17 protein-coding genes are annotated in these 12,873 nt (G+C 37.0%); 11 read left to right on the top strand and 6 right to left on the bottom strand.

Annotated elements, in window-relative coordinates; translation table 11 throughout:
- Nucleotides 1–16 precede the first annotated feature (16 nt).
- From moaA to BMY50_RS28595, 8 genes are all read left to right on the top strand, one after another.
- Entirely contained in the window at nucleotides 17–997 is a 981-nt protein-coding gene (gene moaA, locus BMY50_RS09575) for a GTP 3',8-cyclase MoaA (RefSeq protein ID WP_093322865.1), read from the top strand.
- A gap of 56 nt (nucleotides 998–1,053) precedes the next feature.
- The gene (locus BMY50_RS09570; protein WP_093322863.1) at nucleotides 1,054–2,241 is read left to right on the top strand and encodes a molybdopterin molybdotransferase MoeA; all 1,188 of its coding nucleotides are present in this window, start codon (nucleotides 1,054–1,056) and stop codon (nucleotides 2,239–2,241) included.
- A 48-nt stretch (nucleotides 2,242–2,289) separates the two neighbouring features.
- On the top strand, nucleotides 2,290–2,523 hold the full coding sequence (locus tag BMY50_RS09565; RefSeq protein WP_093322860.1) for a MoaD/ThiS family protein: 234 nt from the start codon (nucleotides 2,290–2,292) through the stop codon (nucleotides 2,521–2,523).
- A gap of 10 nt (nucleotides 2,524–2,533) precedes the next feature.
- Complete coding sequence (locus BMY50_RS09560; RefSeq protein ID WP_093322858.1) at nucleotides 2,534–3,634, top strand: HesA/MoeB/ThiF family protein; 1,101 nt, start codon at nucleotides 2,534–2,536, stop codon at nucleotides 3,632–3,634.
- Nucleotides 3,635–3,705: 71 nt separating this feature from the next.
- The gene (locus tag BMY50_RS09555; protein ID WP_093323741.1) at nucleotides 3,706–4,134 is read left to right on the top strand and encodes a molybdenum cofactor biosynthesis protein MoaE; all 429 of its coding nucleotides are present in this window, start codon (nucleotides 3,706–3,708) and stop codon (nucleotides 4,132–4,134) included.
- A gap of 1 nt (nucleotide 4,135) precedes the next feature.
- Nucleotides 4,136–5,062, top strand: a complete 927-nt coding sequence (gene moaCB, locus BMY50_RS09550; RefSeq protein ID WP_093322855.1) for a bifunctional molybdenum cofactor biosynthesis protein MoaC/MoaB — start codon at nucleotides 4,136–4,138, stop codon at nucleotides 5,060–5,062.
- 66 nt (nucleotides 5,063–5,128) lie between these two features.
- Nucleotides 5,129–5,959, top strand: a complete 831-nt coding sequence (locus BMY50_RS09545; protein WP_093322852.1) for an AraC family transcriptional regulator — start codon at nucleotides 5,129–5,131, stop codon at nucleotides 5,957–5,959.
- 101 nt (nucleotides 5,960–6,060) lie between these two features.
- Nucleotides 6,061–6,351 (top strand): VOC family protein, encoded by a 291-nt coding sequence (locus tag BMY50_RS28595; RefSeq protein ID WP_093322850.1) that lies wholly within the window; start codon nucleotides 6,061–6,063, stop codon nucleotides 6,349–6,351.
- Here BMY50_RS28595 and BMY50_RS09535 read toward each other — a convergent pair.
- Nucleotides 6,262–7,278 carry an AraC family transcriptional regulator gene (locus BMY50_RS09535; RefSeq protein ID WP_093323738.1) on the bottom strand — a complete coding sequence of 339 codons (1,017 nt, stop codon included), beginning with the start codon at nucleotides 7,276–7,278 and terminating at the stop codon, nucleotides 6,262–6,264. The genes BMY50_RS28595 and BMY50_RS09535 overlap by 90 nt on opposite strands.
- Before the next feature lie 194 nt (nucleotides 7,279–7,472).
- Between BMY50_RS09535 and BMY50_RS09530 the strand changes: the two genes are divergently transcribed.
- Nucleotides 7,473–7,874, top strand: coding sequence for a nuclear transport factor 2 family protein (locus BMY50_RS09530; RefSeq protein WP_093322848.1), 402 nt, complete (start codon nucleotides 7,473–7,475; stop codon nucleotides 7,872–7,874).
- A 196-nt stretch (nucleotides 7,875–8,070) separates the two neighbouring features.
- On the top strand, nucleotides 8,071–8,292 hold the full coding sequence (locus BMY50_RS09525) for a hypothetical protein (protein WP_093322846.1): 222 nt from the start codon (nucleotides 8,071–8,073) through the stop codon (nucleotides 8,290–8,292).
- 88 nt (nucleotides 8,293–8,380) lie between these two features.
- Here the strand turns inward: BMY50_RS09525 and BMY50_RS09520 are convergent, their stop codons facing one another.
- From BMY50_RS09520 to BMY50_RS09500, 5 genes are all read right to left on the bottom strand, one after another.
- On the bottom strand, nucleotides 8,381–9,136 hold the full coding sequence (locus BMY50_RS09520; RefSeq protein WP_202907774.1) for a M15 family metallopeptidase: 756 nt from the start codon (nucleotides 9,134–9,136) through the stop codon (nucleotides 8,381–8,383).
- A gap of 58 nt (nucleotides 9,137–9,194) precedes the next feature.
- Nucleotides 9,195–9,566 carry a nuclear transport factor 2 family protein gene (locus tag BMY50_RS09515; protein ID WP_238383701.1) on the bottom strand — a complete coding sequence of 124 codons (372 nt, stop codon included), beginning with the start codon at nucleotides 9,564–9,566 and terminating at the stop codon, nucleotides 9,195–9,197.
- 587 nt (nucleotides 9,567–10,153) lie between these two features.
- On the bottom strand, nucleotides 10,154–10,591 hold the full coding sequence (locus BMY50_RS09505; RefSeq protein WP_093322842.1) for a soluble adenylyl cyclase-like protein: 438 nt from the start codon (nucleotides 10,589–10,591) through the stop codon (nucleotides 10,154–10,156).
- 182 nt (nucleotides 10,592–10,773) lie between these two features.
- On the bottom strand, nucleotides 10,774–10,944 hold the full coding sequence (locus BMY50_RS28135; RefSeq protein ID WP_162276569.1) for a hypothetical protein: 171 nt from the start codon (nucleotides 10,942–10,944) through the stop codon (nucleotides 10,774–10,776).
- A 146-nt stretch (nucleotides 10,945–11,090) separates the two neighbouring features.
- Entirely contained in the window at nucleotides 11,091–11,810 is a 720-nt protein-coding gene (locus BMY50_RS09500) for a porin family protein (RefSeq protein WP_093322840.1), read from the bottom strand.
- Nucleotides 11,811–11,897: 87 nt separating this feature from the next.
- Here BMY50_RS09500 and BMY50_RS09495 point away from each other — a divergent pair, with 87 nt between their 5' ends.
- The gene (locus BMY50_RS09495) at nucleotides 11,898–12,857 is read left to right on the top strand and encodes a hypothetical protein (protein ID WP_093322837.1); all 960 of its coding nucleotides are present in this window, start codon (nucleotides 11,898–11,900) and stop codon (nucleotides 12,855–12,857) included.
- The last annotated feature ends 16 nt before the right edge of the window (nucleotides 12,858–12,873 follow it).

Genomic DNA, 12,873 nt, shown 5'->3' with positions numbered 1-12,873 from the left:
ATGATTATAGCGCATAATGATTGAAGATAGCCACCATAGGAAACATGATTATTTGAGGATTTCACTTACAGACGTATGTAATCTTCGCTGCTTTTATTGCATGCCCGAAGAAAGCTATGATTTTACCCCAATGAAGCATTTAATGCAACCAGAGGAGATCGAAAAAATAGCAAAAACATTTGTAGACCTTGGTGTTACAAAAATTCGACTTACGGGAGGGGAGCCAATGGCCAGAAAGGATTTTGGCGATATTTTGTTGCGTCTTGCCAAATTACCTGTTTCGCTCCATTTAACTACTAATGCTACTTTGTTAAGTCAGTATATCAATGTCCTAAAGGAGGCGAACGTGGGAAGCCTTAATATTAGTTTGGACACCTTATCAAGCGAAAAATTCCAATTTTTAACACGAAGAGATAAATTTGACCTGACCATGCAAAATATTCGTTTGGCGATGGATAGCGGTTTCAATGTCAAAATCAATATGGTGGTTATGCGGACATTGAACGAAAATGAGATATTGGATTTCATAAAATGGACAAGAGATGAGCCCATAGAAGTGCGATTCATTGAGTTTATGCCTTTTGCTGGAAATCGTTGGACAAGTAATCAGGTGTTTAGCTGGAAAGAGATGCTAGCGTTAATTGAAGAACAGTATCAGGTATTTCCATTGACGGGCGAGCTGAACGATACCGCGAAAAAATATAAAATTAACGGGCATAAGGGAAGTTTTGCTTTTATTAGCACGATGAGTGCGCCCTTTTGTGCGGGCTGTAACCGGATGCGTCTAACAGCTGATGGTAAAATGAAGAACTGTTTGTTCTCGAAAGATGAAAGCGACTTGCTCAAAGCGTTGAGGAACGGTGAATCCATAACGCCGTTAATTGTGCAAAATGTATGGGGGAAAGCAGAAAGCCTTGGCGGTCAGTTTAATACTAATTTTTCTGATTTAAAAAATGAGGATATTGAAAACCGAAGTATGATCAGCATAGGGGGCTAGCATGTGGCATGTATGGGTTTATGTAAAATGCGAATGATGAATATAATTTTAACCAAATGATCACGGTAACAGAAGCAAAAGAAATTATTCAAAAACAGGTGTTTAACGAGAAAATTGTAAAAACAGCTGTTTTTGAAGCAGTTAATAAGGTGTTGGCAGAAGATGTTTACGCCATGGTGGATATTCCTGCTTTTAACCAATCGTCAATGGACGGATACGCTTTTGCTTTTAATGAGGGGATTCGGAACCAACCGTTAAAGGTAGTCGAGGAAGTTCCAGCAGGCAAGCAGGAACACTTACGTATAGAAGATGGAACGGCAGCCCGTATCTTTACCGGTGCGGCGCTTCCACAGGATACTGATACGGTGGTAATGCAAGAGCTCGCAACCTTAAATGGCGTTGAGCTAACGGTATTAGATAAGAATTTAGTTAAAGGGCAAAATGTTAGGGTAAGAGGAGCCGAGATAGCTGAAGGAGAGCTTGCTTTAAGAAAAGGAAGCTATTTGTCGCCAGCTACTATAGGGTTTCTTTCTGCTATTGGGATTGTAGAAGTCACGACCTTTGCCTCACCTGTGGTGTCTATCATCATTACAGGTGATGAATTGCAGATGCCAGGAGAGAAACTCTTGCATGGACAAGTCTATGAGGCTTCTTCATCGATGCTCCGTGCTGCGTTGTTTCAAATGGGAGTTAGGGATGTAATCATTTATTATGCTAAGGATACCTTAGCAGATACTACAATGGTTTTAGATAAGGCCTTAGCTTCATCAGACCTTGTTTTATTGACAGGAGGTGTAAGTGTGGGCGATTACGACTTTGTCGTAAAAGCGGCTGAATTATGCGGCATCGAACAACTTTTTCATCGACTGAAACAAAGGCCTGGCAAGCCGCTTTTCTTTGGTAGAAAGGGGGATAAACCAGTGTTTGGTCTACCAGGCAACCCTTCCTCTGTTTTGACTTGCTTTTATGAATATGTGTGGACTGTTCTCAGAAGGCTAGCAGGCCAGGAAGATAAGCTACGATGCTTGAAAGCACCTCTCAGCAATTCCTATACTAAAACGAACCAGCTTACGCACTTCTTAAAAGGAATTTATAAAAGTGGTAAAGTGGATATTTTGGCCGGACAAGAATCATTTAGACTTCGCTCATTTGCCGAAGCAAATTGCTTGGTTGTGTTAGGGGAAATGAAATCATATGAGCGAGACGAATTAGTTGAAATACATCTAATACCCTTATATGGATAATTTTTTGTTGTTTTATGCCTTATTGTTGTTACCCAATTTGCTATAGTGATGAATGTTTCAGTGCTTTTTTTCGGACAAATAACAGATATAACCCATTGCTCACATATGGTGTTTACTGATGTAGCGGATACTGATCAACTTGATGACATATTACATGCTACCTATCCCTTGCTTAGAGAGATTAAATATGTAATAACGGTAGATAGAAAAATTATCAGGGAAAATGTTGCCTTGTTAGAGAATGCCGAGGTAGCTCTGCTACCTCCCTTTTCAGGGGGTTAATTAAAAAGCAATGGAAAACGACAGCTTTCATGAACGTTACCACCGCCAGATAATCTTAAAAGAGTTTGGTGCGGTAGGTCAGAATAGATTAAAACAGGCAAAGGTATTGGTAATTGGTGCCGGTGGATTAGGGTGCCCTGTTTTGCTTTATCTTGTAGCTGGAGGCGTAGGTACGATCGGTATCGTGGATGACGGATTAGTAGAACTCAGTAATCTACATCGGCAGGTTTTATTTAACACCTCGGATATAGGAAAACGAAAAGTTGATTGTGCTGCACAATTACTTTCTAAGATGAATCCAGACGTTGCTATTCTCACTTATCCCGATCGAATGGAGACATCAAATGCACTTGATTTAATTGATGCCTATGATATTGTAATAGATGGGACAGACAATTTTCAAAGTAGGTATATGATAAATGATGCCTGCGTTCTTTTAAATAGACCTTTAATATTTGGAGCAATTTCCAGATATGAAGGACAGGTAGCTGTTTTTAAGGATGGCTTTAATTATCGCGATATTTTTCCACAACCGCCACAAGAAGGAGAAGTTATGAATTGCAGCGAGGCGGGTGTGTTAAATGTATTGCCAGGTTTAATCGGGAATTTATTAGTAAATGAGTGTATTAAGCTAATTACAGGTATTGGAGATACGCTCGTAGGAAAATTACAAACCTATAATATGTTGAATAATGGCTCCTTTACGATAGAGATTACCTCAACTTTATATGGTTCTTCTCTCATTCCAAAAAATAGGGAGTCATTTGAAGCAACGGATTACCATTATCTATGTAATGCTAAAGAGATTGTAGTGAACGAACTTAGTAAGGACGAGCTCCTTACACTTTTAAATGAAGAAGAAATTGATTTGATTGACGTTAGGGAATTAAGTGAACAGCCAACATTAAATGGGTTTAACCATTTACGGATTCCTCTTGCATCATTGGAAAAACACGCTTCACTTATAAAAAAGGATACGGTTGTTTTTGTTTGTCAAAGCGGGAAAAGAAGTAAATTAGCTGCTCGACGTTTTGAAGAGATAATTAATCAAGGCAATAGGCGGGTTTTTAGCTTGGAAGGAGGCGTATTGTCTTTAATAAATACGATTTAGAATCATCAAAATTTTTTATTTTACATATCCCATTGAAGGTAGGGTATGCAAGTTTCAAATTAGAAGCGAATATGCAACAAATTTTTTGTGAGGGTGCTATTTCACCGTTGTTTATAGCAGAAGTTATTCAGAAATATAGTGGTGATGCTAAAATAGGGGCATATAATATTTTTATTGGCCAGATTAGAGCTGATGTTATTAATCAACAGGTAGTTTCCTCTATCGCGTATACAGCCTATAAAGAGATGGCTTTAGAAAAGATGCAGGGTATTCGGAGCGAAATCTTTAATAAGTATCCGGTTATTGAAATGGAAGTTCATCATAGTATAGGAAGTGTTGCAGCAGGCGAAATTTGTTTATTTGTATTAGCAGCATCTGCACATAGAAAAGCTGCGATGGAAGCATGTAACGAAATCGTGGAAAGAGTAAAAAGCGAGTTGCCTATTTGGGGTAAAGAATGCTTTGTTGAAGAGGGGTACCAATGGAAAACGAATCATTAATATGGTAGATATTACGCATAAATTTAATACACTTCGAAAAGCTGTTGCGCTGGCAATTTTAAAAGTATCAACTTTAGATACTATCGATGCTATTCACAATAAGAAAGTGCCTAAAGGGGATGTCTTTGAATTCTCCAGAGCTTCTGGTTTATTAGCAATCAAAAAGACTTCGGATATGGTGCCCGACTGCCACCCCTTGCCCATAGAATATGCGCATATAAGCTATGAAGTGGTAGATTTAACGATTATCATTAGGGTGGAGGTGCATACGATCTATAAAACTGGCGTGGAGGTTGAGGCGATGCATGGGGCGATGAATGTAGCGTTAACCATCTATGATATGCTTAAGCCAATAGATAAAGGCGTAGAAATTACTTCCGTAAAACTTGAAAGCAAAAAAGGGGGGAAATCTGACCTGATAGAAACCGTGAAAGAAGGATTTAAATGTGCTGTTATTGTGTGCTCAGATACGGTATCAAGCGGCATAAAAGAAGATCGTTCGGGAAAGATTATTGTAAATAAACTAGCGAAATATGGTATTACAACAAGTGAATATGTTTTAATACCCGATGAAAAGGATATCATACAGGAAAAGGCGAAAAATTTTTTAGCACAAGGTTACCAAATGATTTTATTTACGGGTGGTACCGGCCTTTCGTTACGTGATGTAACACCTGAAGCTATACGACCGTTATTAGATCAGGAAATACCGGGTGTTATGGAGACCGCTCGAATGTATGGACAACAGCGTACACCTTTGGCGATGCTCTCAAGAGGAATAGCTGGCTTTATGGAGAACATGCTCATCATGACATTGCCGGGTTCGGTTGGAGGAGCTGTGGAAACTATGGATGCACTTTTTCCTGCTATTTTGCATGTATTTAACGTACGAAAGGGGATGCGACATGAAGAAAAGGAGAAAGAATAAAATTTTAAACGCACATTACGCAACGTGTTGAAGTGATTATCTTAATAAATATAGTAAACATAACCGATGATACCTATAGGAGAGAAACATCCGATTGATGGCAAACTGGCTGAGGTACTAGGCCATTTTTATACAATCAGAACGCCATTAAAAATGAAACCTAGCGTTTATCATTTGGCGCCAAACCTAGAGATGATGGTGGTTTTTAATTTCGGTGCTCCTGTTAGCTTTTCATTTGGAGATAAAATGAGCGACGCGCGAACAATAGACCACATCGGAATCATCGGACCTTTACGACAGATGATGAATTATGAGCTGACAGGAGGGACGGATTTATTGATTCTTCCATTTATTTATAATGGCTTTTACAGACTATTTTCCTTAGCGGTAGACGATTTTAATTTTAATAATGAAAAGGATGTTTTAAAGTATATAGCGAAGTTGGAAAATATCTGGCAACAGCTGGCCACCATTTCTGATACAAAAGAACGTCTGGCTAAAATAACAACCTATCTACTCGCATCCATTTCAGGAAATGATAAGGCTAGTTTACCTTTGTTAGATAGCGTGCCGCTCATACATAACCCTGCTATGAACCCTGTGAAAGCAATTGCAGCAAAAGAGACTGTTTCTGAACGGAGTATTCAATTACGTTTTAAAAAGTATACAGGCTATTCTCCCAAGGAACTTGTTCGTTTTTTACGCTTTAAGACGCTTCTTACCCAACTCTTTCCATCTGCTGATATCGAAAGAATAAAATGGATTGATTTGGTAGTGAAGTACGGTTATCATGATCAAAGTCATCTGATCAAAGACTTTAAATATTTTACAGGGGTTTCACCTAAGAAATTCCTATCACTTACCAAAGATGGAAGTTTTTGTATCGGTAGAGAATGAGGTTGTCGGTATCTGCCCTTTAGAATGTCGTCTTCCCCCGCGAACTAAGTGATTTATGTGGGTTAGCTTTGAATAGTTTACCATCTTAAATTATTCATGTTATGGAAAAGACAACAGTTGTTCAAAAAATTTCACCAAATCTTTGGTTTGATAGACAAGCTGAAGACGCTGCTAACTTCTATGTTTCTATTTTTAAAAATTCCAAAATTGGCAGAATAACCCGATACAGTAAAATTGGTTTCGAAATTCATGGAATGAAGGAAGGAGCAGTGCGGCATATAACGAATAATAGTTGGCGGTATTTAGCCGTCCTGTTTACGGAATCCACTTGGCGCCATGCCTGTCCATCTTTTAAAGGTACGGGTAAAGGCGCTAATTTCGTTGTAGCCTAACATATGAGATACTTGCTTGACGGAGTATTCGCCAGCTGAAAGATACTGTATAGAAAGTGTTTTTCGTGCTTCATCGGCGACCTGTTGAAAACTTACCCCTTCTAGTTTTAACCGACGCTGAAGTGTACGTGCGCTTACATTAAAATTAGCAGCAATTTGCTCAATCGAAACTAAGCCTAAATAGGAATTAGCTAATAGATAGTTAAATATTTTAGCTTGAAAAGTGTTTTTTGAGGAGGATTGAATTAGTAGCTCTTGATGCTGCTTAACTAATATTTTTTGTAACTCATAATTAGATGAAAGTATTGGTTCATTCCAGTATAGAGCGGGAAATGTGATACTGTTTTCCAGTTTACTGCGCTGAGGTTGGTTTCTCATAATGCGGGTGTACTCTTTTACGTTTATATCACTGATGTTATTCTTGTATTTTATTTTCATAGGCCTAATCTTTTCTAAAATCAACCCATCAAGTTCATGTATGACAAAGACCATTAACAAATCAAGTGTTTGTTTATAAATTGCTTGTTTTTCCTGTTGCTTATCTAGGCAGTCAAAATGTACAATAAAGGCATCGTTATTATGTGTTATGCTAATGCCGATCATCGGAGTGATTAAGGGAACAAGTGTAGAGGCGATTGTCAGGGCTTCTCCTACGTTCGTGCTACTCTTGATGATTTCGCCAACAACCCCTAGCGCTGAGAGCTGAAGAGATTCGCCGAAGTGTAAACCAAAGAGGGGGTCGCCGGTTAAATTGATAACATTTAACCATAAATGATCCATTTGTGTCTGTTGAATGCTCTTTAGATTCCCTGCTTTCAATTTATCAAACGCTATACCTGCGAGTCGACATAATTTTTCAGGATGAACGTCTCTTTGAACGGCATAGGCTAACAGGGCCGATATAAATGGTTGATAATCTGTTTTCATTTTATCTATATATAGCATACAAATATAAACGAGTTATTTAAGTAATGTCAAACGTGTCGTGATAAGATAAGTCATTGTCGGGTTTTGATAACCTGTTTTTTCGGATGAAGAATGATCTTTGTTACGATGATTAGGTGATAATTTTTACTCACAATCAAACAGTTAATAGAGTGTTATATTAAACAACTTACAAAATGGAACAACAAGTAAAGGAAACAGTAAACAAATTCTTAACGGCTGTTAAGGAAACGGATCTTCAATCGTTAAATTTATTAGTGCATCCTGAAGTTGAATGGAGTCAACCAGGTAATAATGTTCTTTCCGGTATTAAAAATACGCGTGAAGAAGTATTTGGAATGGTGGGTAAAATGCTCGAAATATCTGCTAATACGCTACAGTTAACAGCAGTGAAATCAATTGCCTCTCATGGTGATCAGGTGGCCTGTTTATTGAGTTGGCAAGCGGTTCGTCCAGATGGAGCCAGTTTGGCCGTGGATAATATAGATGTGTATACCGTAAAGGATGGACAGATTGTTGGCGTTACCGTATACTCAACAGATGTGAATGCCGAAAATTTGTTTTGGGTATCAAATTAACGGATACTTAAACCAGGCAATTCAAAAGATCTTTAATGTCGAAAGTGATTAATCCTATCAAGCAATTGTCTGCGTTACTGTTCAGATGAGAGCCATCCTTTGACTTGGCTCTCATACCTGAATTCAGGTATATTTCATTAATATTTGCGTTCATTGAGGGGGTTGTTTATTTTTACATATATAAAAACGATCACCTATGAAAACGGACTTAAAAAATTTAAGTACAGTGTTAAAATTGGCTATTAAAACGGATAATCTATTTCAGATACCTTATGTTCAGGTGAATGAGCAGTTCGTTATTACAGAGCATTTTGTTACAAAGGAATTAGAAATAAACGACTTATCTACTTATAGTTGGGAACCATTGAATGAAGGAAATTTAAAGAAAATCTTACTCAAAAGTTTTCCGCAGAACTAGTCTTTCCTAAGTTTGTTGTGCGAGATTCATATTGACAGCAACGAGCTAATTTAATAGGTATCAAACGTTGAAATAACAATTATTAACGTTATTTTACTTCAAAATTAAAATATGTTGTTGGATAAGGCTCTTCTACCAGCGTATAGTGCCACCACTCTTCCGGTAAAGCTTTAAACCCAAATTGTAACATAGCTTCTTTTAAAAGGAGACGATGCGCTTGTTGCTCCGCATTTATCTGACGGCTGCCATGATGAGAGATGTTTCCAAAGAAATCGAAAGGACTGCCCATATCTATTTCTCTTCCTGTATTGATATCTACAATAGTTAAGTCTACCGTACTCCCACGCGTATGGCCAGATCTTGCTGCTATATATCCTAACTTAAAGAGGTCCCTTTTGTCAATTTGAGGGTAAAATTCCCTTTTCATAAGCGTATCGTCGCTTACTTTTGCCCATTGTATAAAGTGATTAACAGCACGTTGTGGCCGATAAGCATCAAATATCTTAATTCGGTATCCACGCTTTTTTAAATAGCATTGAACCTTTTTTAGTGAGTCTGCGGCCGGGACACTGAGCATAGCAGTACTTTTTTTATAACCATCTATAGGTCTGCCTATAAAGTTATGTCTACCGGCATATCGTATCTCATACAAGACATCTGGAATAACCTGTTCTATATGTACAAAATTGGAAAGGGGTGACGTCGTCAGTTTTGGGTGTCTTTTGGGGCTACAATCGAGGAAGAACAAAGGAAATAATGCTATCCAGCTATATTTCAGTTTTTTGTTGAAAGCAAATGTTAAGCGGTGGATGAAGGAGAAACGAATATTTAAAAAAGGCATCATAATTGTTTTATTCTTCAATTTTTACTCGCCAGGTAGGTGTCCATTTTTTTTTCATTTTTTATTTAACTGAAGAGGTATAATGCGCACAAACACGTTTAACTTTACCCTTTTCATCAAACTCCATAAATTCTGCCGAATAAGAATCATTGATACTTTGATAAAATAAAACTACGGAATTTAAACCAATCAACTCATGGATTAAATGAAAAGTAAGCTGAGGATATTTTTCCAATCCGATTGAGAAATATTTTCTCAGCGCATGTTTACCGTTTAAATTACCGCCTGTGTTTATGGCTAATTGCTGGATAATTGGCGAAGTAAATTGTATTTCTTCCGAATAATGAGATAAAATATTTTCTAAGTTATGATCGTTCCAATCTTGAATCCATTGTTGTGCAAAATCGGAAAATGGTTGCTGTTCTTTCATCATTTTACTTTATTGATAACGCCATTTTAATATCGGCTCTTTCATAAATACCTGTTTCTAAAGGTACTTCTTTAAAGCCAAGTTTTCTATAGATGTTTATCGCTGTGGCAAGTATTGTTTGCGAATACAAAATTAGTTTTTCTACTTGTAATTTCCTTGTCAGCCAAGCGTATGGCATTTCCCTGCATGACTATTAGATGTTTATACTTAAAACGTTATCCGTCAGTGGCAGGATATGTGTGGAGTAGGATAATAATGCGTAATCGAGCCCCTAGACCTCCCAATCGGAGATCACAGGATTTGTCATTAGGGCAATTATCCTATGTCATTAAATTATATAATAAAGCTATCACGCAAGGTATAAGTATAGTTCCAGGTAGCATATTTACTTTACAGAATCAATTTAACAATTGTATGCGGTTGGCTACGGCATGAAATGGTCAAATGAGCTGAAACAAATGCTAAAGCTACTTCGTGAACGGACTAAAAAATCTAGTTAAGGGCTTGTCCATTCGTGATCTTAATAGGTGATAAGAAAAGAAGGACTAAATTATATGCTTTAATTAAATTAATCTTATAAATATAGCCTGTTATCTCAGGCTATATTTATAGCTTCTACCATACTTAGTAGCTTGGATGAAGTCGTTTTTTAATAAATAAGATAGTCGTACTGCCACGGCTTTTTCTACTTTGTATGGATCAACTTCTGGTTGTGCCTTGTTTAACACATCTAATATTTCATCTTTAAATCCTGCTCCAATTTGAGTTAAAGCATAGCTGATTTTTTGATCAAGTTTACTGTTTGGATTAAACTTTTCTTGAGGTATAAGCACTTTTTTCCCCTCTTTCTTTCTTTTCGGTGCTTCCTCAGTTTGTTCTCCAAGAGGTTGACCAGTTAAGCCAGCAGATTTAGATTGAGTGATTGTATTGATAGTTATTTCAATACTTCTAAGTTCATCTTTCAGCTGCTGTTGCCGTTGTCTTAAAAACTCAACTACCTGTTTTTCTGTTATGTTTTCTGCTTTCATTTTTGCCTTTATATTGAATACACTAAACAAAAATATAACTTAATTTTAATATTCAAAAATATTTAAATATTTAAGAATCAAAATGATAAGGGATTCACATGGTTTTATTGGTGACATACGGTGAAAAAATTATAAAAACCTATGGAATAGATTAAGCAATTCAGGTAGCTACAAATTAGTCTTTAATTAAAGAAAGCATCTCGTTTTATAGGTGAAATGGGGTCTGGCGGTGGCGCTACCCCCTTAAATTCCATCGACATAATGGCCATTTCAAGGAGCTGAATTTCATGTTTAATGTTGTCTCTCCTCTTCCTGAGGAATTCCAAATCGGGGTGGTTCTTAATGTTAGGCATATGAGTAAAGATTGTGTTGTTTTTGTGGAGTAAATTTTACTTGTCCAAGTATAGCTAAAGAATTTATGACAAAGAAGAATATTACACATATAGCCCTATAGCCTTGACGAATAAGCTCATTTCTTACACGAAATAAAAAAACAGGACTAGTTTAATGGCAGGCCATATCCGATGGATAAGGTGAATATTCTATTTTTTCCCTCTGGGGCAACGGTTAGTGTGGTTGGGTTGCCATCCTCCGAAATTCCTTGTACTTCTCTACTTTTATAAAGTGTTTTGAATCCCCAAGCAAATCTTGCATCCACTACTAAAAAACCATCATTAAAAGGAAATTCTATTCCGCCACCAATAACGGCGCTCCAATCAGTACGATTAAAGCGGTTATCAAAGTCGGCCTTGCGGTTATAACTTTCTATTGCCGACACGTTGCTTTCCAGCTTTTCCCTACCACTTAGTGCGTAGGAAAAGGAAGGTCCAATATTTATATAATAGCGTGTATCTATACCGAAATCCAAACGTGCAAGTAATGGGATTTCTATATAATGCATCGTGTTTCGTTGGTTTAGGGTAATAGTTTCCGCATTTTGTTGGCCCGAGGCGGTTGCAATATTATCTGTCCGGTTATTACGCAAACTATAATTAATTTCTGGTTGTATAATAAAAGTCCGCATTTCATTTAGTGCAATATTAAATCCTACACCAGCCGAAACTCCAGGCGAAAATCGTTGATCACTAATATTAGATGAAGTTTCATCAAAATTATAGGTATTAACGTTTAAACCGACTTGAGGAACGATATATATTTGTTGTGCAGCTGCGATAGTACTGAAGAATAAAAGTAAAGGAAGTAGTGTTTTTTTAAACATTTTTATGTGAATTATTGTAAAGAGTTAACATTACAATGATGTTTTTTGTTTGTGCATTTTTTTTAAAAATATGTATCTTGTGCGCCTATGCGGTTGTATTCAATAGGGAAATTAAGAGATATCGTTTTTTTATTAGTAGTAGGTTTCTTTGGGTTTATGGCATGTTCCTCTCCTGCAAAATCTAAAAAGGATGAGAAAAAGGAATTTGACGGAAATCGCCCATCATTCAGCCCCATTCTAGGAATCGATTTCTTTGAAGCTAGAAGATCCTTTGATAACGGTTTAGCGTTTGATACCTTAGGGTTTGAGCAGGAGCCTGTCTGGCATGTTAATTTTATCAGTAATGATTCGGTGAAAATTTTTAGTCCAGATAGCAATGCCATGTTGCATTACTCTATTTACTATGATCGAGACTCGATATTTCATTTTGGAAGAGAGTGGTTTAGAGTAAGAAGTCTTGCTAAAGACAGTCTATTACTGCAGCGTTTAACAGTGGTGAACAAACATGTCAAGGAAGCCAGATCTAACGTATACATGAAACTTTACTCCAAGCGTTTTATCAAAGATAGCCTTAAAACAACGATTGAGGAATTGAGAAAACCAAGAACCAACGATACAGCTTTTATTAACTGGCGAGCTGCTATTGCTAACAATCATCCAACAGTTATTGATAGCGCCTTTGCAGCAAGGAATCCGGTACAGTTAATTCCGAATAACCCAAATATTAAAGTAAAAAGAAGGACTTTCTCAGAATCGGAACGATTAAATCAAAGTGCTGCATACGAATATCTCTATCCAGAATATGATATTACGATCCATAAAGCATACAAAGATTTTTATTTTCCTTTTTCAGTGTTGGTTGACGGAACGGGTAAGGTACATTTAGGAAAATTTGTTACAAGTGAAGAGTTTGTTGAATCCAGAAAGCGTGTTTTAACAGGTATAATTGATGTTTACTTGAAAAATTTATTGACTATTAAACCAGGTACTACACTAGGAATTCCGCATACAAGCTTGATTATGCTACGTGTGCGTGGAATTGAATAATATCTACGATCTTTGC

Source organism: Olivibacter domesticus (assembly GCF_900109575.1).
Classification (GTDB): domain Bacteria; phylum Bacteroidota; class Bacteroidia; order Sphingobacteriales; family Sphingobacteriaceae; genus Olivibacter; species Olivibacter domesticus.
This window is presented reverse-complemented; position numbering and strand designations above follow the sequence as displayed.

What these genes read in the sequence shown, in the direction of transcription:
- moaA (WP_093322865.1), top strand. Translation starts at nt 17, where the DNA reads ATGATTGAAGATAGCCACCATAGGAAACATGATTATTTGAGGATTTCA.
- BMY50_RS09570 (WP_093322863.1), top strand. Translation starts at nt 1,054, where the DNA reads ATGATCACGGTAACAGAAGCAAAAGAAATTATTCAAAAACAGGTGTTT.
- BMY50_RS09565 (WP_093322860.1), top strand. Translation starts at nt 2,290, where the DNA reads ATGAATGTTTCAGTGCTTTTTTTCGGACAAATAACAGATATAACCCAT.
- BMY50_RS09560 (WP_093322858.1), top strand. Translation starts at nt 2,534, where the DNA reads ATGGAAAACGACAGCTTTCATGAACGTTACCACCGCCAGATAATCTTA.
- BMY50_RS09555 (WP_093323741.1), top strand. Translation starts at nt 3,706, where the DNA reads ATGCAACAAATTTTTTGTGAGGGTGCTATTTCACCGTTGTTTATAGCA.
- moaCB (WP_093322855.1), top strand. Translation starts at nt 4,136, where the DNA reads ATGGTAGATATTACGCATAAATTTAATACACTTCGAAAAGCTGTTGCG.
- BMY50_RS09545 (WP_093322852.1), top strand. Translation starts at nt 5,129, where the DNA reads ATGATACCTATAGGAGAGAAACATCCGATTGATGGCAAACTGGCTGAG.
- BMY50_RS28595 (WP_093322850.1), top strand. Translation starts at nt 6,061, where the DNA reads ATGGAAAAGACAACAGTTGTTCAAAAAATTTCACCAAATCTTTGGTTT.
- BMY50_RS09535 (WP_093323738.1), bottom strand. Translation starts at nt 7,278, where the DNA reads ATGAAAACAGATTATCAACCATTTATATCGGCCCTGTTAGCCTATGCC.
- BMY50_RS09530 (WP_093322848.1), top strand. Translation starts at nt 7,473, where the DNA reads ATGGAACAACAAGTAAAGGAAACAGTAAACAAATTCTTAACGGCTGTT.
- BMY50_RS09525 (WP_093322846.1), top strand. Translation starts at nt 8,071, where the DNA reads ATGAAAACGGACTTAAAAAATTTAAGTACAGTGTTAAAATTGGCTATT.
- BMY50_RS09520 (WP_202907774.1), bottom strand. Translation starts at nt 9,136, where the DNA reads ATGATGCCTTTTTTAAATATTCGTTTCTCCTTCATCCACCGCTTAACA.
- BMY50_RS09515 (WP_238383701.1), bottom strand. Translation starts at nt 9,566, where the DNA reads ATGATGAAAGAACAGCAACCATTTTCCGATTTTGCACAACAATGGATT.
- BMY50_RS09505 (WP_093322842.1), bottom strand. Translation starts at nt 10,591, where the DNA reads ATGAAAGCAGAAAACATAACAGAAAAACAGGTAGTTGAGTTTTTAAGA.
- BMY50_RS28135 (WP_162276569.1), bottom strand. Translation starts at nt 10,944, where the DNA reads ATGCCTAACATTAAGAACCACCCCGATTTGGAATTCCTCAGGAAGAGG.
- BMY50_RS09500 (WP_093322840.1), bottom strand. Translation starts at nt 11,810, where the DNA reads ATGTTTAAAAAAACACTACTTCCTTTACTTTTATTCTTCAGTACTATC.
- BMY50_RS09495 (WP_093322837.1), top strand. Translation starts at nt 11,898, where the DNA reads ATGCGGTTGTATTCAATAGGGAAATTAAGAGATATCGTTTTTTTATTA.